Source organism: Streptomyces sp. NPDC028711 (assembly GCF_055565415.1).
In genome coordinates this window covers 153912-177754 of record NZ_JBVHUJ010000009.1, presented here as the reverse complement: position 1 = coordinate 177754, position 23843 = coordinate 153912, and the positions used below count along the sequence as shown (strand labels likewise).

The following is a 23843-nucleotide window of genomic DNA, read 5'->3' as shown; positions in this document are numbered from 1 at the left end:
GCCCGCTCAAACGGGCACCGACCTCGGGTGGAAGAGGCTCGACCACTGGAGGTGCGACAACACTTAACTCCAGTCCCAGTGCCGTGGTCAAACACACCGCGCTCGACACGCCGCAGATGAGCAGATAAGTGATTGCGGGCCGCAATCCATGCAGGTCAGGCGGCCCCCTGACCCTGTAGTCCCACCGTCGGCGCTATCGGACCTCGCCACCTGGCCCGACGAACCGAGTGCTTTGCGATGGGTGACCCTCGGCCAGCGCCCCCATTCCCGCTCGGGGTCGGCCTAGACTTCGGACAACGATCACCGCTGCCGTACGTCACGGAGGCCCGAGAACTCGGCATTGGAGCACCCCTTCAGCTGCGTTTCGGCCCGGGCCGACCTCATCGCAAGGGGGGCACCTACCTGTGCACCAGCAGATATCACCGACTCCCCTCCAGCGCGTGCTCATCGCAGTCGTGATCGTGGGTGCACTGCTTGTCGCCGGCGTAGCCTTCACCGGGTCCTACGTGGCGGTACGCGATCTCGCGGCGTCCAAGGGCTTCGGCGCGTTCTCAGTCGTCTTCCCGATCGGGATTGACTGCGGCATCCTGGTCGTCCTCGCCCTCGACGTTCTCCTCACCTGGCTCCGCTGTCCCTTCCCTCTGCTGCGCCATACCGCGTGGCTTCTGACCGGCGCGACCATCGCCTTCAACGCAGCAGTCCTCTGGCCGGACCCGTTGGGGGCAGCTATGCATGCCGCCCTGCCTGTGATCTTCACCGTCACGGTAGAAGCAGCCCGCCATGCCGTTGGCAGGCTGGCCGACCTCACCGACGCCCGGCACATCGAGAGCGTCCGCCTGTCCCGATGGCTCCTCTCCCCCGTCCCCACCTTCAAGCTCTGGCGCAGCATGCAGCTGTGGAACCGCCGTTCGTACCAGACAGCCCTGCAGGCGGAACAAGACCGGCTCCTCTACATTGCAAGACTCAAACAGCGTCACGGTGTTTGGTGGCGTTTCAAGGCCTCGGCTGAAGCACGCCTGCTTCTCCGTCTGGCGACCCTAGGCGTCCCGCTGCCCTCCAGCGGGACGTCACTGAAGCCGGATGCTTCGCCTCCGTCCGCGCCGCAGCTCTCTCGTCAGGTTCCACAACCACCCAGCCGGGCGCCTGCCATGGCTTCGCCTGAGCGCCGCGTCACTGCGAGGCCCTCAGAAGCGCAGGCTGCTAGGCACACAACGGATATCGCTGAAGTAGCTCCGACCTCAGTCCTCCTAGCCGATCGAGCTGCGCAGCCTTCGCCTGGAGGCGAGACCCTGGCCAAGACCAAGGATGCGGAAGCAGCGGATTCGGCTTCGGTGTCCCTCGCCCTTGAAGTTGACGGTGCCATCTCCGTCCTGCCCAAGCCCGAACCGGAGGGCGAACCTCGAGTTGATCCCGAACCCGCGTCGGAGTCGGAGCCAGCGCCTGAGCCGGAGGTGCTTCGAAGGAGCGGCATCGTCGCTGGTACCGGCGCGACGCGGGCGGAGGCTATCTACGCCGTGTTCGCCGGCCTGACAGATCAGGCCGGGAAATATCCGAGCATGCCTGTTCTGTCGAAAGTCCTTTTCCAGGAGCATGGCATCACTGGGCGCAAGGGACGACCCATGAGCGCTGAGAGCTTGCGGAGGTACCGTACTGAGTGGATGTCCCGCTACGAGGGTGAGACTGCGGGCGTGGCCTCCTAGGACTCGAAGGCCAGTCGTATCGCCGCTTCCACGCGCCTCGTGAGCTCCCGTCACAGCGAGAGCGCATCCGAGCACATAGTGCATTTGTGAATCTGCTGGCCAGAGGTCCGTCCCTGCCGCATAGATCGGGCTCTCCAGGTTGGCCACTTCACCGACAGTGCTGCCTGCCGCCGTGCTTGACCGAACAGATAGAGGTCACCCGAGTTCTGGAATGCCCGCTGGGCCTGGTCCAAGTCAACCTTGGACCAGGCCCAGCGGGCTCAGGAGGGTTTCGTCGACGAAACCTTTAGGCGACGAGACGCAGATCGCGTTCGATGACCCTGCCGATCGCATTGAACTGCTCCACGATCATCGGATCCTGGCCCTGCATCCAGTAGAGGACAGGCTCTTGCGCCTTAACACTCTCAGCGACCTGCACGTTCTCAGAAACGTACGGCAGGAGCATGTCTCCATAGAACGCTTTGAGCTCGTCGTACATTTCCATGTAGAACTTTCCACGGTTCTTCACGTAGCCGTTGAAGAGGATGTAGCGGAGGTCTGCAGCTCCGCCCGAGAACTCGAACTGCTCCTGGGCAGTACTGATGAGTGCCTTCAGTCCGTGCAGGGTGTCGTCATCCTTGGTGTCCGGTTTGACACAGCCGACGACATAGTCGGAAGCCCCAAGTTCAGTGAGCTCGAGTGTGTCGAAGGTTCCTCGACTGTCGATGAGGAGGACATCAAGGGTGCCTGGCGGCAATGCCTCAATGGACTTGCGGAGCCAGTGGAGCCCTGCCTTCGAGCGTGAGCCAGGACGGCCGGCGTTGCGAATGTCTTCGGAGGCGATCGCCATGTCACGAGATCCCAGGATCAAGCTGACGTTCGGGATAGCTTCGAAACACTTGTCGGAGTCCCAGCGCTCGTCGTCCAGGTACTCCCCCTGCTCCCCCCGTGTGACGGACACGGTTCGGGTGCGCGCGGGAACCATGGCCTCTTTGAGGTCGCACTCGCCCATGAGAACGCCATAGATGTTGGGCATCTGGGCCAGGCGCGAGTAGGTCAGCTCGGTGCGTTGGGGGTAGTACTTCCTGTTGGTGACGCCATAACCAAGGTATGTAGACGCCGCCATGGTCTGGTCGCAGTCGGCGATGCCCACCTTGAGTCCCTGGTTGCCCAGGCTGACCGCGGTGTTCACGATGCCAGTGGTCTTCCTCGTTCCACCTCCCTCGTTGGCGTAATCCACAACGAGCGGGCCGTCCGGGTACAGACGTCGAGTGAGTGGGAGCTGCGGGGGCAGGTCGATCTTTGGGCGGGACGGTTGAGTCACGGAGGCTCCAGAGCTCAGAGTTTCGCTGACGAAATTGCCTCGAGGGCTGACTGATATCCCGTGATGTCGTAACCAGCACCGTCGTGAAGGTGCTTCAGGTAATCGGCGGCACGGGCGTCAGGGTGATTGCCGACGCTGCGCAAGTGCAGCTCATCGGTTGCGAGCGCGACCGCGTACGCCATCGTAAGGACGCCGCCGTCGTCTGCCGCTTCAAGAGCTGCAACATACCTGAACTGATTGCTGTCCGTCAGCCCAACCCGCTCCGCGATCTGTACAGCGAGGTCAAACGCTTGACGCGGCGCCCCCAACAGCGTGTGCATAGCGATCCTCCGCACAGCAACATCGGGAGCCGACCATGAGGCAGATGACAACACCTTCGTGCATGCCTGCAGCCGTGCGTTGACGTCTTGCTCATTGCCCGAAGCAACATCATCCGTAGACCGTCCCGTACCACCTGATGCGGGAGGGACCTGAGAAGGCGAGACCTCGGAGCCGGAGCTCTGCTGGGTCGGCACCTTGAGCTCGCTGGTGTTGGCGGTTTCGTCGGCGAAACCACCCCCAGAGGCAGCGGGGTCGAGAGGCTGAAGCGATGAAGACGCCGTGGCCCCGTGCCCGGTCGCTTGCTGCTCACGGCCGTCCGGTACGGCCTCATCCTCATGCTCGGTAGCTGTCTCCGGGGCACCAGCACCCTCGGCGGACGCGGATGAAGCCGAGCCGCCTTCGGGCAGTCCCGGGGCCGGGCCCAGAGTCCTCTTGTTGGAATCGGTCGTACCTGCTTCTTGGGCTGGCGTTTGGTTCTTGCCCAGCAGGGTGTCGCATGCGACCTTCGCTGTGACTCCGTCGGTCTGCATCGCGGCCCAGCCCTGCTCGACCAGCTCGGGCTCCTTCAATCGGCTGACCAACGTGTAGGCCGGCTCCAAACCAACCTTGCCTTCGCGGATCGCGCGCCGTAGTGGACCGTCCTGTAGCTCAAGGAGCTTGATGCGCTTCGAGATGTCGGAACGCCGTTTGATAGCGCTCTGTTCTCCGCCGAGCCTCTCCAAGATCTCGTCGTAGGTAAGGCCCTCCTCTCTCCTGATCCGATCCAGCAGCACTGCCTCCTGAATCGGGTCCCACCCCTTGCGGAAGTTGTTCTCACTGAGAAGGACAAAATCTCCCTTGCTCAGGAGCCTGTCGCGCAGCACGACCGGCACGCTGTCGGTGAGGTCCTTTTTGCCGAGTAGCGCCCTGTAGCGACGTTCACCAGCGAGCAGAACCCACTCGACGGGAGGGCCGAAGGCGTTCGCGTGCTCCGGGTACTTCGCGGTGTAGGCATCAACTGAGCAGACCGCAGGGTCCTGGATCAACTCAGTGTTCTCGACGTTGTTCTTGAACTCCTCAAACTCGTCGGTCTCGTACTCCCACTCCTCACGCAGGTTACGAGGACTCGGCGCGATCGACTGCAGTGGCGTAAGGAAGCGCTGGCCCTCCTGTCGGCGGTTGAACTGTCCGCGAGGAGCCATGGAAGGAGTGCCTGCAACCGGTGCTCCTGACGACGCCGCTGCTGGCGGAGGGGCTGGGGGCGCTGAGGGGGTCTTGTTCTTCCTGTCGCGTGGCATGCGGGCTCCAAGCTCGGCGTGATGCGGATCGGCAGAACCATAGCGTGTTGATCACGACGTCTGCGGCAAACTGCCCTTCCTCGGCTTCTCGAACTTCGCATAAGGGGCCAACAGAATCGGTCGTGACGCTCACCCTGGCTGCATGAGTTTGGCCGACGAATCTATGATCCGAGCACGGCGAGTCGAGCAGGATGGGCCAGACCACGGGGGAGGGGCTTCTTGATCTGCGGCAGGTTGGGTTTCGTCGGCGAAACTCAGCGGGGGAGGGGGCCGCAGTGCGTAAGGTGCCCGGTGGGCTCCCCTCGACGCCTACAGCCGACGAGCCCCCGAGGGGTGGCGCGGCATTAGGCGCCCGGGAGTGCTTAGGGTTTCGTCGGCGAAACTCCCCCGGTGAATCGTATGCCCTTCACGGACGCGCTGCCTTTGTGGGTTGGTCAGCAACCAGGCACTGTCGCGTTAGCGCGTGAGGGCCACGGGAACACCCGGTCCGCGGCACGGAGCGGATCACCCAGACCAGTCCTTCGCAGTGGCAGGCATGCGGCGCCCAAGCGCTGGCGTAGAGAGGCTGCCGACGGACTGGCATGCCCCTCAATCGGGTGGCGCGATGGCTCACGCCAGGCAGACGAGAGTTTCGTCGACGAAACGAGTGCGAGGGCGCAGCTCGCAACGAAGGTGTGGGGGCGCTCTGCAAAGTTCAGCGGGACCGGCCAAAGTGCGGTGAGGACGCGCACCAGATAGCAGGTCGCGGCGCCCCGGCAGTTTCTTACCCGGTGAGAGCGCAGCTGGTTTCGTCGGCGAAATTAACGGCGGTGCCGGCCATTGACGCAGGGCAGGCGGACGTCAGTGATGCACGCGTCCGACCAACAAAGGTGCCCTTGACCTGCAGATCTATCATGCGGTAAAGGGGAGGGGTGGGAGAAGATGGGGGGGCCTGTCAACACCCCCGGCAACAGAGTGTTGCCCATTCTGTGAGGACCTTTATGGATCGGAAGAGGCCGCCCAAACCCCTCCGGATCGGCGAGGTGGACACAAGTCGCATCATGGCACGCTTCGAGCAGCGGCACACCACGGCCGACAATCCTCGACGTGATGAGTTCCCTGATCCCGACGCACCAGGAGCCGAACTGTCCGTGGTGCTCTTCGCGCGCAACCACAGAAGGGCCCTCCCGCGCCTTGCCCAGAGGGCGGAAGCCATCGACCGCCTGGTCCTCATCCAGCAACTCCGCCTCCGGCTCGATCGCGAGGAACTGTTCGCCCTGCAAGAAGGAAACGATGCGGGCGCCACCTGGCGGCAGCTGGGGGATCCTCTGGGCATCACCACGAAGAACGGGACGGTCCAGCGGATGCAGCGGCTTCGAGTCGCCGTGGAGCTCGGGCCGTCAGCCTTGCGAGCACCCTACGTACTCAGGGCACACGAGAGGGGGGAGGCTGAGGACGAAGACAGCCGCAGCGGCTGGGTCAAGCTGCACCACGAACGGGTCCGTCACGCCTCCGCCGAACTCCTCCTCCACCGGGCGGCACTAACTACTGACGATGACGCTGTCGAGTGGCTCGACGATCTTGCGGACCTGCTCGATGAACCGGTGAGCCCGACCTGCGAGGCCAGCATCATCACCCATCTCCGGTTCGCCGTGGAGGAAATCGATCGAGTATCTGCAGAGGAGGGCCAGGCGCCTGCGTGCTCACCCGACGCCGCAGTGGCGTTGAAGGCTGTGCGCGGCCTGATCGGCGGGTACAGGCGCCGGAGTACCCCGTGATGCTGAGTCACACAACCGCCTTCGTCGTCTCTCGCCGCTCGGCACGGGCGCGGGCCGTTCTTCTTCGCGGCCTCACAGGCGGCAGTCAGAGCCTGGCGCGCGAGATCCATGCCACTCAGCTCGGTACTCACGCGATCACCGCCCCGACCATGTCGACGTCCAGCGGGCGGGAGGCGAGCTCGGGCAGCCGGTCCGTCCACGGTGCGGGAGCGGCCGTCTCGATCTGGGCGGCGGCCTGCTTGCGCAGCCGCTCCAGCCGCGCCGACAGCAGGCACTGAGCCGTGCGACCTCGGGCGGCGTCGGCTGCCTTCGTCGCTGCGGCGATAGCGTCCGCGCCGCCCGGGTTGTGCTGGAACCAGCGCCGCCCCTGCTCAGTCTTGTATGCCCGGCGGGCCTCCGCCTCGGCTTCCTCGGTCCGTCCGAGCCGCGCCAGCGCGCTGCTGCGGTACTCCGGCAGTGCCTGCTCCACCGCCTGGAGCGCTGCGAAGGCGAGCGCGGACGCCGCCGCGACCGGGTCCGCGTCCAGCTCGCCCGGCTCCACCAGCTCCAGGAACTCGCGCCGGGCGCGATCGATGTCGGCATCCAGCGACGCCCGGACATGGGCGGTGACAGCAGCGACGCCGGCCGCGTCGTCCAGGTCGGCCGCCCAAGTGGCCGCGACCAGTCCGGCCTCCACCGTCAGGGCCTCAGTCCGACGCCGGTAGCCACACGCCTCGCACAGCCCAGCCGCCCGCTCCTGCCCGCAGTCCTCGCACGCCAGCGTCTGGCGCACCGCATCGGCGGCAGCTTCGGCCTGACGCTGACGCTCCACCAACTCATGTGCAGCAGCACGCGCCTCATCACGCCGTGCCTGCTCCGCGCGGGCCTGCTCACGCCGCCACACGAAGTCCTCCGCCTCGATGGCGGCCTGCTCGCGCAGCCGCTCCTCGAGGACCTGGCGGCGCTCGCCGTCGACCAGGCCGGGCAGCTCCCGGTCGATCTCCGCGCCGATCCGGGCGCGGAGGGCACGGCGGAAGTGGATCACGTTGTGGCAGTTCTCGCACTCCGTCCCGGTGTCCAGGCGGATCCCGTCGTCGCAGCGCCGGTCCGAGCAGGACGGCCGCTGCACCAGGCCCCGCCGGATCAGCCATCCGTACGGGCCGGTGACCAGGGCCTCGCCGCCGGTCTCCTCAAGCCGGTCAGTGAGCCGGTCGGCCAGCAGCCGCGGCGCGGCACCCTGCTGCGCCAACAGCCCTTCCAGGTGCGCCAGCTCCGTCTTCGCGGCCGCCTCGACCTGATCCTGCTGCCACCCGCTCAGCCGCTCCCACAACCAGGAGACCGGCCCCAGGGCCACCCGCAGACGAAGATCAGCCGGAAGGCCCGCCCTCCGCTGCTGCGCCCTTCTACCACCCACGGCGTTCGGCCGGCCACTGGCTCCAGCCCTGGCAGCACGCTGCCCCACCCCCCGCTCATCGATCGTGGACTCCTTCGGCTTTTCCCCGCGAAGCGGGCCGCCCTCAGCCAACGGCGACGCTGCCTCGGCAACGAGGTCCTTGCCGTTTGGGGTCTGGCCCTCGCGCACGTACGGGCGCTCCGGCCGACGGCGGTTCCCCCCACGGCCTTCGCCGGAAAACCAAGAAGATTGCTGCGGGGAAACCACGGGAGTAACCACACCAGCGTGGTCTGCGTGGAGCGCTGCACCAGCGGGACGCGCCTGGATGTCCGCCTCTGAGCCAGTCCCAGCCCCGCCCTCCCTAGATTCCCCAAGGGCTCCAATCGTCACGGCCGCAGCATGATCTCCGACTGCACCATCGGGACGGGCCGAAAATACGGCCTCGGTGCCCTGGGCCGCCTGCGAGGTGGCCAGGTCCCGGCCGTACGCGCGGGCCACGGGCAGCAGCATGACTCGGCCCCGGCCGTCCATTCCAGTGCCTGTCCCCTTCCGCCCACGAGCGGCAATACCGTCATCCACCAGCCGGGAGAGAACCTTGCGCCCGCCCGCCGACGAACAGCCGAGCAGCCGCGCGACTGTCGCCGCCCCGCGCCCTTCACGCTTTTTCACTGAGCCGCCGCACAGCTGCAGCCACCCCGACGACCCCGTATTCAGCACCATCAGCAGCAACCCGAGCCGGTCGGTCGCAGCCCCCCGGCCCCTGCGCCCGGCCAGCAGCCCCGGCGGCGTCGGCTTCTTGTTCTCCGGCATCCAGCCATGCCCGAACAACGCCTCGCACAGACGCAGCAGTGTCGCCAGTTCGGCTTTTGAGAGCGCCAACGGATGCCCCGCCCTCCCACCGTGGTGGGCCCTCCACAATGGCATCACCAGGCAGTCCAGCCCAGTCGGGTGACCGTTTGCGTCCGTCACCACCTTGGTGTGGACCGCGTCCGACTTTCGCATTGGGGGCAGCACGTTGCGGTGGACGGTCGACTCGCCCACTCCCAACCAGCGACCCAGCTCGGCAACCCAGATCGATGTCTGCAGATCGTTCTTCTCACCCCTGGGCGCACGCGACTTCGCGTACAACACCACCGCCGCCAGTTTCGGCGTGGCCTTCAACCCGGCGATCGACGGGTCCGCCAGCAGCGCCTGGACAGCGGCGCGCAGCCGCAGTCGCATCACGCGACCGAGGCGCAGCGGGTCGTCCGGGCCGCCGCCGCCTGCCTGCCCGGAGGTCCGCACCGACCGCAGCGCCTTCCGCTGCCCGGCAAGCGCTGGTGCCCCGTCGGCGGAGTTGTCGAGAGGGCAGTCCAGGGTGGCGGCCGCCGCCGCTCCCGTGCTCATTGGCGGCCAGCGGGAGTCTTCTGCGTTGCTGTGATCAGAGTCGGTGGGGGCAACTGGGACACCTGGCGTCCCAGTTGCCTCCTGGATTTCGTGAAGGTGGGCAGGGAAAGGGTGACAAGGGGCAGCACTCTGCTGCATAGTGAAGTTCACCTGATTCGAGTCGGCATCAGGGCAGCACGAAGCCCCGCCGGGCGCGTACTGCATTTGAGGTGAAGTTCGCCTGTTACTCCGGTTCGCACCCGGATGTCAGGACTCGCACGGTTGGCAGACCGAGCGATGGCAAGGGGCCTGTGATCTCACAAGAGGTGCTCGCAACACCGCAGTGAGGGTGCAGGCCAGCGGATCGAGCGTCTCGCAAACGCCCCCCGCCATACAGCGGTTACATGAGCCCCCACCCCCGACCGGCCAAGATCGAGAATCCGGTGGGCCCCGCCCAAGACGGGGACATCTCGTTGTCTGGCCCCACACGTGCCACCGCGCGCGGTTGAAATGGATCAGCCTCGTGGGCCGCATCGCGCCCCGGGGCGGTGAAGCCGGCCAGACTCCCAAGCCTCGGAGCCAGTGGACGGCTCATGCGCACACCAACTCGAGATGGCGCTGGGGAGAGACCGGAGCGAGAGACTGAGTGGCTTCACGCAGACGTCGCCCATAGGACACGTTCCGCGGATTGGTCGCCGGCACCAACAGGCTGACCGCCCCGATAACGGGGCTCACAGCCTCAGGCATGGTCCCAGAATGCGAAGGGACCGCTGCAGAAACCCAGTTCCAGCCAGGTAGAGGCGCGGCAGATCGCGCGATACCGGTCTGCCGGATCAGCCTGAGCTCAGGCTGATCAGCATCCGGTCCAGCCATATGGGCCAGGATGACGCGGCCAGGCGCGTCCGCATCGAGCGGTGCCTCTCGCAGTGCGGATGCCCCCTGTGGATCACGCAGCACAGCTCGACGAAGCGCAAGGGACTCGCCCACCAGGTCCGTGCAGACCCGTGTCGCGCCCAGCGACAAGAACGCGTGAAACATCACCACTTCGCCGGTCTCCGCGTGCAGCGACTTCAAAACGCTCTGCACCTCGGCAGCGCCCGAGACCGGTGCGATCAGGCTCTGGCCGCGGTGGACCTGCAGAGCGAGCGGCACCAATTCGTAGTGGCCGTACAGACCGGGGGAGCGGCGAACGAGGCCAGCCTCAATGAGTTGCTGCAGGCGTCGGTACACCAGCCGACGAGGAAGGCCGCACACTTCCACGATGTCCCGTGGTTGGTGTGGGCCGTGCCCGAGCCGGATCAGGGCACGCAGAACCCCGTAAGTCCGCTCGACGGCACTGTGCTGAGACGAAACCAGCTGGCCGACGGACATCGAATGCAACCCCCTGACGCTAGATCCTGTGGCGGTGCGGAGGTTGTGCCCGTCATACCTCGTAACAGCCTGAGACCTGATCAGTACCCGAGGGCAATGGGACCTGACCAGGAAGTTCAACTTCCGGTGCCGTCAGATGGTTTGCGGCAACTCGGGACAAAACGACGACATCATCCGCTCTGACCTGCAGAGATAGCGGACTGGGGTACGTGTGTACCAAGTTGAAACTTTCTCGATCGATTGTCGACGTATCGTCACGACCCGCGGTGCCCTCACGAAGACTTCACCAGGAGGACGCCGCAGGTCAGAAGCAACTGATGGGGCCGGCCCGGTGATTTGGCGGTGCAGAGATTCTGGCTTCCAAAGGTCTAGCCCACTGATCTTTCGACACTTAGGCCCAGAGCGTTTTCCTCGTCCTAGTGCGTCAAGCCCTTTATGTGCCGCTACAGGTGAAATACCCCCTACACCAGGTTCCGGAAGTTCCGGAAGCGGACGGTAGAAAGATCGTCACGACTAGGAAAAACTCATGGGGCCAGCCAGTTCCTGGTTCACGCCGGGAGTTGGTCAGCAGCCGTCAGGTGGTGAGGCGCAAGGTCAGTGCCCGGACTGCGCGCCTCACCTCCAGTCCAGGTGGCGGGCGATGCCAATCTCGCGCTCTCGCTACGGGATCAGCCCCGACGGGCGCGTCGACGACCCGTTCGTTCACCTACCTGCGACTACCGCCGCCCCGAAAGCGCATATGCGGCTGCGTACACCGGCCTCGGAACGCCGCCCCACCACCGCACCCGCACCTACATCGGCGGCCGCAGTACCCGGATACCGGGTATCCGGACCGACTTCACGCGGTCGTGGCAGCATCTGCCGCATGCAGGGAGGAATCGGTTCATGGGCAAGAAGACCCCGGTCTGGCGTACGCCGCTGAGGCCCCGGACGCGATCGCTCAGTGACGTTGCTGCTGACGCCGTGCGGCTCAGCGGTCTTCTGCTGTCGGGGCCGTCAGACGGTGTCGGCCCAGCCTTTTGCCCAGTCCTGGGCGATCCCACTCGGCCGGCTTCTCTACGACAGGCTGAGGCGGATACAGCAGGCCCTCCGCGGGGGCCAGGTCATCCGCCTGTGTAGCGGGCGGGGGTTCGCTATGGGCGAGGTGGGCGAGGAACCTTCTCCAGCTCCACCCATTCGAGCCCGGTCTGCACGTCGTCCTCGGCGTGGCCGCCGGGCTTGTTCGGATTTCCTTCGGGCCGGCAGAGGAAGATCGCTCGACGCGGTGGTCCTCCGGCGCGCCGCTATGGTTCGCGCCGATGTACTCCTGCAGCCGTGCCGACGGCTTCCAGGACTCGGCACGAAGCCGCATTCGCCTGCTGCGTCACGGCAACAACCAGCGCGGGCCGGCGCACCCGCTCCTGCCACCACCCAAGGACCGCGGTCACCGCCTCGCGCCCGCCCCCGACACCTCACACGGATGGCAGAAGCTGGTACGACAGCTCCGCCCGGCCCTCCACCCGGTGATCCGCCCCCAGGACGGCCAGGCCCACGCCCCGCCCGTCAAGTGCGACCACCCACACCCCCGGCCGCCCCAGGTAGGAGCGGGCCCTCGCATCGAGCCGGTCGTGCGCGACGGCGCCCCCAAGGAAGCGCCGGACCCCCGCGTCCGTCAGCAGCTGCCGCACCATCGGGATGTCCGACTCGCTCACGGGCCGCAGCACCAGACGCGCCGTACGCAGCACTGCCAGCCACGCCCGGACGAGAACAGCCTCCACATCGCTCACGCGGAACATCCTGGCAGGAACTCCGCCCGTCCCACCGCACATCGGGTGCAGCTACCGACCCCCTCGTGCCACCCGCAGACGGCGTGGCGATCCGAAGAATGTCGTCCCCGGGGCTACAGTGCTGACCTGCGGCATCGGTCTGCTGCTCCTTCCGCGAACCTCGGCCCATGGGTTCAAGGCGGAGGCGAAGAAGTGCGACTTCGACCCGCTCAACCCCCTCCGACACCCGAACGCAAGTACCTGTTCCTCACTCTCCGCGGGCCGACGGAGCCAAGGAAAGGTGCCTCGCCGATGTCGGCATCCCAGATCAGCAGCCGCGCCCGTACCTACGCCCTCTACACCGGCGCGCCCCGCCAACTCGCGTGCGACGTCGTCGCCGCCCTACCCCCCGGCGCACCCCTCATCCCAGCCCCGGCCGAACACGCCCAGCTCCTCTTCGAATCCGAGATCCTGTACTGGACCTTCAACGCCCAGCGGCACTTCTTCGAGTACCCGTTCGGCATCCGGTACGTCCAGCCCACCGCGGCCGGGCTGCGCCTGCACCTGGAGAGCAACGCGAGCCTCGACAGCCTGCTGTCCGGCCTGCTGCCGTGCCGCTGGCCCATGGGAAACGAACAGGATGAGATCCACGGTCTCAACGGCGTCCGCATCGGCGCGCGCACCGAGCGCGGCATCGAACTGAGCCGGCTCGGACAGCCCACCAGCCTCCAGCTGACCGGTCCCTCCCGCGCCGCCTTCGAGAAGGCCGAAGCCGCTCTCGCCGGCCGCGTCGCGGACAACGGCGGGGAGGCATGCTGGCTCGCCGGAGGCACCTGGACAGACTTCGAGCGGCAGTGGGACGACGAGCGCCAGCCGATCTCGTACGACGCCACCTGGCGCGCCGCCGCCTGGCTCCCCAGCGGACTCCTGCGCCGCCTCGGCCTCCTGCACACGGTCGCCGTTCCCCAGGTCGTCACCGGACACGAGTCGCGGCTGGGGGAGTTCTGGATCCTGGAGATGGACCACTTCTCCGACTCCGGGCTGCGCCGGGCGGAGCTGGTGCAGGCGCTGACCGACCCCGTGAACGGCCTTCCCCTGGAACTGCGCGGGCATCGGGACCTGATCGCTCGCGACGGCCTCGGCCTGGTGCTGCTGAAGTCTCCGGACGGCTCCGCCGCGCTCCAGCTGCGCTACGACCGTGTCGACTACCCGGTGAAGGACCGCGCCGAGATGTTCAGTGCGATCCGGCAGCGCATCGGCAAGCTGACCGGTGAAGCCCCACTGCCCGTCGTGCCGGGAGGTCGGGCCGATGGATGACAGCGCGCCGTGAGAGCCGGCCCACGGCGCTGCGCCGATGCCGTCGCCGCCAACAGCGTGTTCACCCGTAGGGGTGGCTGCTGGATTTCGATGTTCCCTGCCTCGCCCGATTGGCGTAGCGTCACCGAACTGCCAGCGTTCTAGGGTGGGATGGCGTAGGCCGATCGGGGAGAGGACGGCGTCGGGGGTGGTCGCGGGTGATGACGACGGTTGGGGCGAGCGGGCGGTATGCCGTGCTGCTGATCCGGAAGAGCTGTTCGTAGAGGGCGCTGCCCAGAACAGGGCGAAGGCCGTGTGCAGCGGGTGCCCCGTGCGCACGGAGTGCCTCGCTCATGCCCTCGATCAGCGCATCGAGCATGGTGTGTGGGGAGGGATGACGGACCGGGAGCGGCGCGCGCTCTTGCGCCGACGCCCTACGGTGACGTCCTGGCGCAACCTCCTGGAGGCAGCCCGCAGGGAGCACGACCGGGCAGCCCGTGCCGCAGACGGTCCGGGCTGGCAAGCGGCCGGCTGACGAGGTCGATCCGCATGCCGGTGGCGACCCCGCTTCACGCTTCCGCGTCGAGGGGAATCGCCACCACACTTCCCAGGCCCAGCGGCGGGATGGACTGCCCCGGCTTCGGTTCCTGGCGGTGCCACTGCTGGCCGGTCTGACCTGTGCCGACGTTCGCCGGGCCCTCCGGCTCGCGCCACTCCACGACGGCGCCGGGAAACTGCTCCTGGGCCCGCCGGTCGCACCACTCGAGGGCGTCGTCGAGCTTGCTGAACAGGGCTCGACCGACGCCCGCGAACGTGGCGAGGAAGTTGATGGTCGGATCGCTCATGAGGGGTGAGCGTAGACGCGATGCGGCAGCCATTCCCTGGACGGTCGGACCTCGCCACGCACATGGCCAGAATCAGGCCTCCTCCCGGACCATCCGGTTCACGTGCAGGGCCACACCGGAATGAGGCCGCGGTCGCGTCGTGCTCCAGGGCGACCGGCTCGGGGCCTACTGCAGTGCGTTCAACTCCGCGTCGATGTACCCGAACTCGCGGGCCATGTGCATCAGGGCCCGCCTCGTCAGGTCCCGGCGCTGGGAGGCGGGGACAAGGGGTCGCCGGTGATCGTGACGGCCATCATGGGCCGACTGCCGTCACCGGTCCCGAACGGCGCCAGGACGACGAGGGTGTCCAGGGCGGGCAGGACGCCGTTCGTCGCGGGCCGTTCGCTGCTGAGCCGGAGCTCGGTGGTGGGCGGTGCCGACCACGGCAGTTGCCCGGCGTCGACGAGGCCGGGCAGCAGCCCGGCGGCTGTCTTTCACGCGCTCAAAGCGGCAGACGGCGTGAAGTCGGTACCGAGGAGGGGAAGACGGTGCCCGGTGCCGAGATCTTCCATCGACTTGCAGCGCGCGACGGCCTTCGAGGCTCTCTACCAAGCAGCGATTCCTGCCGGGTCCATGAGTAAAACCATCGCCCTTGCTCAACCACTGCGTTCCTGGACGCACTCGAGGCGTTGAGGCAGACAGCCCCCCCGGACGGGAAGTTGGTGGAGGCCTCGTTTGTGGAACGAAGACCACCAGCGGAGTTCTTCAGGCTGTACGGCGAGAGTCAGCTCGGGACGGCGCCGCGCGAGCGTGGTGACGGCGATCTCCGCCTCAAGACGTGCCAGGGGAGCGCCAAGGCAGTAGTGAGCGCCGTGGCCGAAGCTGAGATGGGCCGGAGTCCTTTGTGGGTTGAATTCGTCTGGGGACTCGAACTGCGCCTCATCCCGATTCGCGGAGATCAGGGCTACCCAGACTCGCCCCCCAGCGGGTATCGAGACCCCGCCGATTGTGAGGTCCTGCAAGGCGAAGCGTCGCACTGCCAGTGGGAAGGGCGGGTTCCAGCGCAGCGTTTCCTCGATGACGAAGCGGGGAGGGAGTTCTCCTTCGCCCAGAGCCTTCCAGTGTTCGGGCCAGAGCAGGAGTCCGAGCACCGCGTTGGCGATGAGGTGGACGGCGTTGTCGTAGCCGGCGAACAGGAGCAGGAAGCTCAGCGAGACGAGTTCGGCTTCAGTGAGCCGGTCGTGCTCGTCATGCGAGGCCAGCAGGTCAGAGAGTAGATCGTCCGCGGGTTGGAGCCGCTTGCGCGCCAGGATGGCGACCAGGAACTGGTACATGTCCTGCATGGCGGCCCGGGATTCAGCGGCTGCTCCAGGACGTGGTGACATGAGGGAGCTTGTCCATGTGCGAAAGTCGCGCCTGTCCTCGGTAGGGATACCGAGGAGGTCGCAGATCACCGTCATAGGCAGCGGTTCGGCCAGTGCTGACATTAGGTCGAACTCCGGCTGCTGACAGGCATCGAGAAGGTCGTCCACGTGCTGCTGGATCCGGACGCGCAAGCCCTCAACCCGACGTGGCGTGAAGGCCTTCGAGACCAGCCGCCGCAGCCTTGTGTGGTCTGGGGCGTCCATGTTGAGGAGATGGGCGTCGAGCTCCGGCGGCATCGAGGACTGATATCCGCCGCGGGTACGTGCGTTGGCCTTGTTCAGTGACAGCCGCTGGTCTGTCAATGCGTCGCGCGCTTCCGCGTAGCGGGTGATCACCCACACCGGCTCGTGATCTGGGGTCACGGCCTGGTGTACGGCTGCGGCTGTGCGCAGCCTGCGGAAGCCCTCGTGCGGACTCGACATCAGGGCGTCGCTGAACAGGTTGGCGACGCTCATGCTGCGACAGGGTCCGGGGATTGGCCGCCGGCGGCGGATCGGAAGTCCTTGACGATGGGGGAGGAGACGTAGGCCGACGCCACCCGCATGAGCCAGGCCTGCTCTGCTTCGATGTCCCCGTCGGCAGGATCGTGCAGTGATTCGGATGCTGCCTCGGTCATCGGGCGGCCGGCAGCCAGTTCCTGCAGTGCGGCTGCGATCTGTGCGGCCTCCACGACGGCCTGCTCGTCGCCGGACTTGAGCCCTGCCGCCTGGGCGCGAGCGCGGGCCTCAGTTGCTACCTGGGGCCGGTGGTAGGGGAGAAGGAGGATCTGCCCGTCACGGATCTCCGTAACTTGGCGACTGACCAGCAGCTTCAGCTCACTGGAGGTGTGTTGTACCTCGGGGTCGTCGTGGGGGCGCAGGGCCAGGCGCCCGTCGCGGACTTCGATGACCAGCCGGCCGAAGATGCGGTACAGGTTCTGCGCGCTCCAGTGCGTGGTGCGCGGGCCCGGCGATTTGATCAGCACCGCGTGCGGAAAGGCTTCTGCCACGGCACTCCACAGCGGGTGGAGAGTGCGGTAGGCCTTGGCGTCGGCCAGGAACTGGCGTGCTCGGTCCAGTCCCACACCCCAGGCCGGCATCGTGAACCCGACAGCGAACAGCCCGGCGGAGAGGCTGGCCGACATGGGGGCTACATAGCTGTTCAGTACGTCGGTGAAGTGGGAGTCCCACCGCAGGGAGATCATTTTCGGCACGGCGTAGCCAAGGCCGAAACCCGCGCCCACCGCGACCACACGTAGGCCGCGGCGCAACCAGGGCTTGTCTACGGCTTTCGCGTACTGCCAGCACAGGCGCATCAGCCCCGACATGCTGACCGCGAAGAGCAGCGCGTACACGAGCAAGAACTCTGAGATGTACGGCGCGTGGGCGTAGTGGGCATCGAAGTCCACGGGGTGTTCAGCGTCGCTGACATCGCCCTGCAGGAACAGGACGGTCATTGCGAGGAGCGACAGGACTGCGTAGCCGACAAGTAGCCGGTGCCGCAGGCGTATCTTCGACTGGGCGGAAGACCAGCTGACGAGCAGGGCCACGAACGAGGTGAGGCAGGTCGCGACGGACAGGTAGACCGGAAGGGTCATCAGGTTCGGATATCCGAACAGGGCATCGAGACGGACGTAGAGCCAGGGGGCAGCCAAGACGAACGGCGTGGCGAAGGTTGCAATGGCCAGGCACAGCAGCTGCAACTCGCGGTTGCGCCAGTCCTTGCGGAGATCCTTGGCTTTGTAGAAGAAGGCGCTCCACGTGACGACCGCCAAGATGCCGTAGACGACGTTGTGGAGCACTTATATCCTTCCGACGTTGCGCTCCAGGGAGCGCTCCAGATGGTTCACCAGGTTTGCCTCTTCAGGAGACAGGTCTCGCCGACGGGTTGACTGCTCGGCAATCTTGCGAGCGTGGATGGGCAGCAGCGACGCCATCATCTCGGCCGCCCGTTCTTCCTCGCTCGTGTAGATCGTGCGCCCCAGGACAGTGCGCACCAGGGCGGAAGGGAGGTTGGGCATCAGGAGCTGGCTCACCTCGTCCTTGTGCGCTGGCGTCGAGGTGTGGCCGAGCAGCATGTGGCCGCCTTCGTGTCGGACGATGTGGGCACGGTGGGCCTTGCTCGTGTTCTTCTGGTACAGGATGTAGTCGACTTCGTCGGTAGCGATCCACAGCCCGCACGGGCTGCCTGCTCGTGTCGGCATGGCCATCGGTACCAGTGAGATCTCGCGCTGCCGGATCCGCTCGAGCGCGTCGCACAGGGCGTTCGCGTCGTACGGAGCGGGGATCTCGACTTGTTCGACCACCTCAGCGCAGTAACGCAGAAGTGTCTTGTCGTCCATCCCCGCTCCCCCCGGATGCGTAGCCGGCCATTGCCAGCGAACAAATTCCATATGCGTCCCCGTTGCTTTCAGGCTGCGGCGGCCCATGCCGTCAGCGCATCAGGGGCGCGGGACAGGAGCCTATATCAGCCCTGGTGGCTGAAACCGGGCAGGCAGTTTGAGGGAGGTGCCCAGCCCGTCCGGCGCTACATCCGCTGCCGTCGTCCGGTCTGGCTCAGGTGCTCGATCATCGGAACGAGCGCCTGGCATGCTTCCTCTGGCAGATCGGCCATCGCACGCATCGCGATCTCGCGCGCCCCGATGCTCCGCAGCGCATCGAGCACCTTCAGGTCCTCCTCGGACACCCTGCCGACAGCGGCGTCCTCGAAGTACGCGACGGGCATCATGAAGAACTTGGCGAGAGCTTCCAAGAGTTCGCGCGAGGGGGCGGCCGTGCCCTGGCCACTCCGCAGTGCTGCGATCTCGGATGACGTGACGGCGCAGCCGTCCTTCGTCAGTGCAGCGGCGACCTCGTCCTCGCTGAAGGGCCCCCGGCCCTTGGGGATGACCGAGGTGAACAGGCGGTCGAGGTGCCGCGCCACGTGCTCCACCGTCACCTCCACTTCGGAGGGGCGCTCCGCGGTCGCTGCGGCGAGCGGGGGAGCGACTGGGCCGGGCTCGCCGGGCAGCGGCGCAACTGTTGGCTCGTCCGTCTCACCCAGGAGATAGCTGACCCGCACCCGGAAGACCCGGGCCAAGGCTTTCACCGTGTTGATGCCCGGGTTGGTGACGGTTCCGGACGCGATGTTCAGAACGGTCTGGTGGCTGACCCCCTTTTCGGTGCCGTCCTTGCCGTCGGCGGGCAGCTGTCTGCTGCGCCGGGCGATCTCGTCATAGCTCGAGGGGCCAGTGCCGTGGGGGTGCCGAGTCTCGATCAGCCAAGTGAGCCGATCGGCGATCGTCCCGCGGCTGGTGGGTGCTTCACCCATCTCGTTGAATCACTACTCCTAGCCAGGGACAGCAGCCGTTGTGTCCCACGCGAATCTACTTGGTTAGACATTGGATCACCAATGATTCCCGGCATCTAACCTACTTGACAAGATCGGGATGGGTCCGCATAAGGTCAAACCCGCCCCATCCAATGGACTTGATGAGGTGCCCCCCGCACGGGTGGGTGGCGCCTCTTGCCCAGTGAGGACCGAAGGACGCGATACAGGTGGTACGGAGCTCCCAAAGCGAGTGGAGCACCCGACCGAGCCCGAAGGCTCCCCGTCGGAGTGTCTCCGGAACGGCAGGGGAGAGCCGCAGCAGGGATGTCGAGACAGTCCCCCTGCCAACCGCCAGGCGCCGCGCCTTTCGCAGCTTCGCCCGCGAAGTTGTCTTGTCCGCTGCACTGCGGCCCGAGGGACAGGTACGCCGGGGTGTCCGTCTCGGGAGCGAGAACCGTCATGGTCGGCCGTCCATCAACGGCCGCAGGAGGACCAGCGGTCTCCAGCGGACGCGCGGTTGCTCCGAGCACCCCGGTCCATCACGGCCCCGCCACGACCACATGGATGGAGCAGACGCCGAAGCCGGCGCTTGACGCACACGCTGCGCCGAGCCGCCACGCCGCAGAAATGCGGCACCAGTACAGGGGGAAGCATGTCTTCGAGTTCGGTTCTCACCAAAAGCCAATCGCCGCGCGCGGCATCGGCGGCTCGCGTCCCGTTGATGCGCCCTGCGGTCGGTCGGTGCACCCCCCGGGGCTCCGAGGAGCGCCGCGACCTGCCGCTGGCTCCAGGTCTGACTGCGTTCTTGGTGAATGCGCGGGACGCGCGAGGCATGGGGCAGGAGGAGACTGCTCTCGAACTAGGTATGAGCGACCGGCAGTACAGGGTCTGGGAGAGCGCACGGCAAGCGATACCGCGGACCCGTCTGGACGATCTTGCCCGAGCTCTGCACCTCGACGAGGTCGGCCGTAGGCAGCTCTACCGGCTGACCGGTCACCTGGTACCCCTGCCCGGCGCCCTTTCGGGTAATGCGCGACTGCTGGAACTGACTGAGCGGTGGGCCAACGTTCACATTCACCGGCAGAGCGATCCCGCATGCCTCACCGACGGTGCGTGGAACGTGGTGGTCGCCAACGATGCGTACTTCCGGCTGTTCGAAGCCGTCTCACCGCACCCGCTCAACCACCCGACGGTGAACACGTTGAGATGGACTCTGTTCCACCCGGACGCTCCACACATGCTGGGTGAGTGGCGAGACTCTTGGATGCTGCCGACGCTTTCGCAGTTCGCCCTCGTCTTCCAGAACACCCAGACCGATCCGCAACTCCGACGGATCCGCGAGGAGATCGCACGTCGGCCGAAGCTCGAGGAGGCATATCTGCGAAGGGTCCCTGACCTGCTGGCGCAGCCGACTGAGTATCCAGACGACGAGGACGGCGTCGTGCGGGACATCCTCGTGGGGGCTGAAGGCTACGCGTCTGTCCTTCTCACCACTGCGATCCCCTCCCACGCACGTGATCATGGCTTCCGGGCCGTGACCATGTCTGTCATCGCTCGCGGCGATGAGGCTGATTGCCAGTCCCAGGATTTCATGGCGGCGCGCCAGCACTCCCACCACGGCTGGTGACCCAGACGGACACTGCGTAGGGGCGTCGGCTCTGCCGACCCCTCAGTCAGCCGGGGCCGTTCTCGGCTCAGGCGACCGGGGCAAGCTGGGAGGACGAGCGGACGGGCCGCAGCGCGTTCTCCGAGCGTCGGCTGACCCGGGCCGCTGTACGCAGCACCTCGTATGAGAAACGGGTCTTCTCCGAGAACATCCTGGGGTGCTGGCCGAGCAGGGCCAGCGCCCCTTCGACGTGGCCGGCTCGCCCGTATACCGGGGCGGCGATCATGGACCATCCTGGCAGCGGGGACCGGGTGAAGCACGTCCCCAGCTCTTGGATCTCCCGGAATCGGCTGCTGACGGTCTCGTCCTCGCTGTGCGCGCTGATCACCAGCCCGGCAGCATCGGCCGACAGGGGAGAGAGCTCGAGCGCCGCGCTGTCCTCGGAGGTGAGTGCCTCCACGAAGTCGTAGCGTCGGCCGTAGACAGTGTCCACCCACAGGCGACGGGCAAGTGGGACTGTGACGAACAGCAAAACGACCTGGGCGGTCTGTCGCTGCAGCTGCGTCAGGTCAGGATCGGCGCCCTGTGAGGCAACCTGCGGCAGTCGCAGTCCGCGAAGAGCCCCGCTGTGCGGGGTAATGCTGTACAGGCCCTGCCCGCGCAGTTCGATCTGCCCTTCCTCGACCCCGCAGGCGAGGATGCGCTGGACGGTGGAGCGGGGCAGGCCTGACTTGGACGTGATTCGGCGCAACTCATGAGCGCCAGGACCGAGTTCCTCCAGAGCCGTCAGGACTCGGAACACCTTTGCGTGCGCCGAAGCACCCGTCGCGCGATCGACCGCTTCCTTCACCGTCAGCCTCCCCGAAAAAAACGACCACCGGCATATGCGAGCGGCTCGCTGTACGGTCTCCATCGTTGTCGCATCTCGCCTGCGGATCTAGGAGAAATGGGCACCGGCGGTCAAACTTCCGGACACGCTCAGTAACGGAACGGTCTGCATAAGCACCGCCAACACCCCGCCCGCCGAGGGTCTCCGCACGTCAAGTGGCGCGGCCGCCCACTGCGCAGATACGGAGTGCAACGGACAGCACTTGGCGCTGCCCGAAGATTCGTCGCGGAGGTTACCGCCTGGCGGGCAACCTCGCTCCAGCTTCCCGCCTGAAGGGAAGCGAGAAAGCGTCACACGGGCCGGCGCATACGTCCCGGGCCCGGTGGGCGGGACACGCCCCGCCCCCTTCCCGCCCTGGGACCAGCCTTGCCGCTCCCTCTCGGCCCATGCGCCGACCCACGCCTACTTCCTGAACCCCGCCATGTGGCGATGCGTTCGAAGCCCCCTTCTTGTCGACGTGTCCCGCCCAGCGAGACACGGAGGAACTTTTTGCTCGCCAGGCGGGAAGCCAGGACGTATTGCCCCGCACACGGTTGCCCGCGACTCACACGCTGAAGACGGTGAATCCGCCCAGCCCCGCGCGGGCCGCTGATCCCAGGAGGCAACCACCATGAGCGCCGGCCGATGGTTCTACACGTCCGCGTTTGGAGACACCCCCATGCCCGAAAGCGCCGCCGTCATCAAGATGCCGGTGGCTCCGACCGAGGCGACGCCCCCGCCCAGCGCGGCAGCCAAACCGCCTGCACGGCATCCGTCCCGCGAGGACAGCGAGCGCCGAACCGGCTGACGTCGGCCCTCACCGCCCTGCCCGGCGTCTGCAACCCTCCCCATCCACAGAAAGGGACGAGCGTGCGCCCGTCCCGGCCGTACGCGTCACACCATGCGTGAACTCCACCGCACGAACCTGCTCCGCGCAACGGACGCGCTCGGCACCGCCATCGCCCAATTCGCGCTGCCCCTGATCGTTCTCGCCATCACCGGCAGCGTGAGCCACTCCGGCATCGCATTCATCGCCGAGTGGCTGCCCCGCATCGCGATCCTCCCCGTGGCCGGCGCTCTGGTCGACCGCCTCGGAGGACGCATCATCCTCCTCCACGCCTCACTGCTTCGGGCCGTCCTCACCCTGGCAGCCGTGGGACTTCTCCTGATGTATCCGCACCAGTGGTGGACCGTCATCGTCTTCGGGGCGGTCGGGGGAATCCTGGCCGAGTTCTCCTTCCTGTCCTGCGAGGTCATCGGCACGCAGGTGCAGTCCGGCCACGACGTCCACCGTGTCCAGGCACGCCAGATGCAGATCGACCAGGCGGCCCTGCTCATAGGCCCCCTCTGCGCCGCCGCACTCGTCGCGCAGCACCCAGTTGCCGCTCTCGTGGCTGTCGCCCTCCTCTCACTGGCCACCACCTGCGGAGCACCCCTGCTCACCGTCGGACGTCCCCAGCTCAACGAGGAAACCCCGCTGCAGAGCCCGTTGAAGTCGATGGCCGCAGGGTGGCGCATGCTGCGCACCCCCGTCATCGCCTGGATCGCAGTCGTTATGGGCGCTGTCCAGATCCTGGTCGCTCTGCTGCTCGCGACCGCGCCCGGCATCGCCCTGCACCAGTACCAAAAGGCCGAGACCGACCTGGGAGTCATGTGGACCGCAGCAGCGGTGGTAACTCTCATGGCCACTTCAGTCACCCGCCGTGGTATCGACCGCTGGGGGATGGCGCCGCTACTCATCTCCAGTGGCATCCTCCTCGCCGCGGCATCCGTCACGGCCGGCACGGTCGGCACTTTCGGCGCCTTCGCGGTGGCCGCCGCGGCCATCGTGGCGGGGGAGTGCGCAGCCAACGTCGTCCTGCGCACGATGAGAACGCTGGTCATCCCCCAACACGCTCTCGGTGCCACCGTCAGCGTGCTGTGGGTCATCGGCCTGCTCCCCTATCCGCTGGCCGGACTGGTCGTGGCCGTCGTCCCGCTTTCCGCCCTTCCCGCCGTACTCGCCGTCTGCGGCATCACCATGGGCCTGGCCATCGTGTTCGGAGGCCGACAACTTGCCCAGCACTGGCACAAGCACCCCGCCCAGACCGGACGGTCCATACCGACGCCGAACCTCTCAGCCACCGTGCCCGCGCCCGCACGGGATGCAAACCAGGCCCGCACTGTCGAACCCGTGTGACCCACCCCGACACCTCGGCAGACAGGCCCCTTCCCGCCTGGCGACCCACTCAGAAGAAAAAGACGCGCTCCTCCCGCCCCACGGGAAGCACCCGGGAAACAGATGACGAACCCTGCCACCCTCACATCACCACGCCGCCCGGAGGA

The 23843-nt window shown here is 66.8% G+C and carries 16 protein-coding genes and 1 pseudogene; 6 read left to right on the top strand and 11 right to left on the bottom strand.

All coding sequences use genetic code 11. From position 1 onward, the window contains the following. Positions 1–440 precede the first annotated feature (440 nt). On the top strand, positions 441–1700 hold the full coding sequence (locus ACZ4VK_RS26385; protein WP_468356767.1) for a DUF2637 domain-containing protein: 1260 nt from the start codon (positions 441–443) through the stop codon (positions 1698–1700). A 286-nt stretch (positions 1701–1986) separates the two neighbouring features. Here ACZ4VK_RS26385 and ACZ4VK_RS26380 read toward each other — a convergent pair whose 3' ends face one another. Continuing rightward, on the bottom strand, positions 1987–2919 hold the full coding sequence (locus ACZ4VK_RS26380; RefSeq protein ID WP_468357269.1) for a ParA family protein: 933 nt from the start codon (positions 2917–2919) through the stop codon (positions 1987–1989). Positions 2920–3017: 98 nt separating this feature from the next. Continuing rightward, on the bottom strand, positions 3018–4505 hold the full coding sequence (locus ACZ4VK_RS26375) for a ParB/RepB/Spo0J family partition protein (RefSeq protein WP_468356764.1): 1488 nt from the start codon (positions 4503–4505) through the stop codon (positions 3018–3020). Positions 4506–5641: 1136 nt separating this feature from the next. On the opposite strand from ACZ4VK_RS26375, the gene ACZ4VK_RS26370 reads away from it, so the two are divergent. Then, entirely contained in the window at positions 5642–6358 is a 717-nt protein-coding gene (locus ACZ4VK_RS26370; protein WP_468356761.1) for a hypothetical protein, read from the top strand. A 127-nt stretch (positions 6359–6485) separates the two neighbouring features. Here ACZ4VK_RS26370 and ACZ4VK_RS26365 read toward each other — a convergent pair whose 3' ends face one another. From ACZ4VK_RS26365 to ACZ4VK_RS26355, 3 genes and pseudogenes are all read right to left on the bottom strand, one after another. Further along, entirely contained in the window at positions 6486–9116 is a 2631-nt protein-coding gene (locus tag ACZ4VK_RS26365; protein WP_468356758.1) for a hypothetical protein, read from the bottom strand. A 570-nt stretch (positions 9117–9686) separates the two neighbouring features. Next, positions 9687–10466, bottom strand: a complete 780-nt coding sequence (locus ACZ4VK_RS26360) for a helix-turn-helix domain-containing protein (RefSeq protein ID WP_468357266.1) — start codon at positions 10464–10466, stop codon at positions 9687–9689. A 1283-nt stretch (positions 10467–11749) separates the two neighbouring features. Then, a pseudogene (locus tag ACZ4VK_RS26355) lies at positions 11750–12169 on the bottom strand (GNAT family N-acetyltransferase). Between the two features lie 354 nt (positions 12170–12523). On the opposite strand from ACZ4VK_RS26355, the gene ACZ4VK_RS26350 reads away from it, so the two are divergent. Together ACZ4VK_RS26350 and ACZ4VK_RS26345 are read left to right on the top strand one after the other, a co-directional pair. Then, positions 12524–13528 (top strand): hypothetical protein, encoded by a 1005-nt coding sequence (locus ACZ4VK_RS26350; RefSeq protein WP_468356755.1) that lies wholly within the window; start codon positions 12524–12526, stop codon positions 13526–13528. A gap of 187 nt (positions 13529–13715) precedes the next feature. Next, a complete protein-coding gene (locus ACZ4VK_RS26345; RefSeq protein ID WP_468356752.1) occupies positions 13716–14042 on the top strand; it encodes a WhiB family transcriptional regulator in 327 nt (108 codons plus the stop codon). A gap of 34 nt (positions 14043–14076) precedes the next feature. On the opposite strand, the gene ACZ4VK_RS26340 is transcribed toward ACZ4VK_RS26345, so the two are convergent. The 5 genes from ACZ4VK_RS26340 to ACZ4VK_RS26320 all read right to left on the bottom strand — a co-directional run bounded on the left by ACZ4VK_RS26340 (position 14077) and on the right by ACZ4VK_RS26320 (position 19044). Continuing rightward, entirely contained in the window at positions 14077–14352 is a 276-nt protein-coding gene (locus tag ACZ4VK_RS26340; protein ID WP_468356749.1) for a hypothetical protein, read from the bottom strand. 635 nt (positions 14353–14987) lie between these two features. Continuing rightward, a complete protein-coding gene (locus ACZ4VK_RS26335; RefSeq protein WP_468356746.1) occupies positions 14988–16211 on the bottom strand; it encodes a cytochrome P450 family protein in 1224 nt (407 codons plus the stop codon). Then, positions 16208–17536, bottom strand: a complete 1329-nt coding sequence (locus ACZ4VK_RS26330) for an MAB_1171c family putative transporter (protein ID WP_468356743.1) — start codon at positions 17534–17536, stop codon at positions 16208–16210. The genes ACZ4VK_RS26335 and ACZ4VK_RS26330 overlap by 4 nt, the downstream gene beginning before the upstream one ends. Continuing rightward, complete coding sequence (locus ACZ4VK_RS26325) at positions 17537–18076, bottom strand: ParH-like protein (protein ID WP_468356740.1); 540 nt, start codon at positions 18074–18076, stop codon at positions 17537–17539. Positions 18077–18261: 185 nt separating this feature from the next. After that, positions 18262–19044: a helix-turn-helix domain-containing protein gene (locus ACZ4VK_RS26320; RefSeq protein ID WP_468356737.1), complete on the bottom strand. Its 783-nt coding sequence runs from the start codon at positions 19042–19044 to the stop codon at positions 18262–18264. A gap of 118 nt (positions 19045–19162) precedes the next feature. On the opposite strand from ACZ4VK_RS26320, the gene ACZ4VK_RS26315 reads away from it, so the two are divergent. Continuing rightward, positions 19163–20671, top strand: a complete 1509-nt coding sequence (locus ACZ4VK_RS26315; RefSeq protein ID WP_468356734.1) for a helix-turn-helix domain-containing protein — start codon at positions 19163–19165, stop codon at positions 20669–20671. Between the two features lie 67 nt (positions 20672–20738). On the opposite strand, the gene ACZ4VK_RS26310 is transcribed toward ACZ4VK_RS26315, so the two are convergent. After that, entirely contained in the window at positions 20739–21500 is a 762-nt protein-coding gene (locus tag ACZ4VK_RS26310) for a helix-turn-helix domain-containing protein (RefSeq protein ID WP_450864938.1), read from the bottom strand. Positions 21501–22419: 919 nt separating this feature from the next. Here ACZ4VK_RS26310 and ACZ4VK_RS26305 point away from each other — a divergent pair. After that, positions 22420–23697, top strand: coding sequence for an MFS transporter (locus ACZ4VK_RS26305; protein ID WP_468356730.1), 1278 nt, complete (start codon positions 22420–22422; stop codon positions 23695–23697). Positions 23698–23843 lie beyond the last annotated feature (146 nt).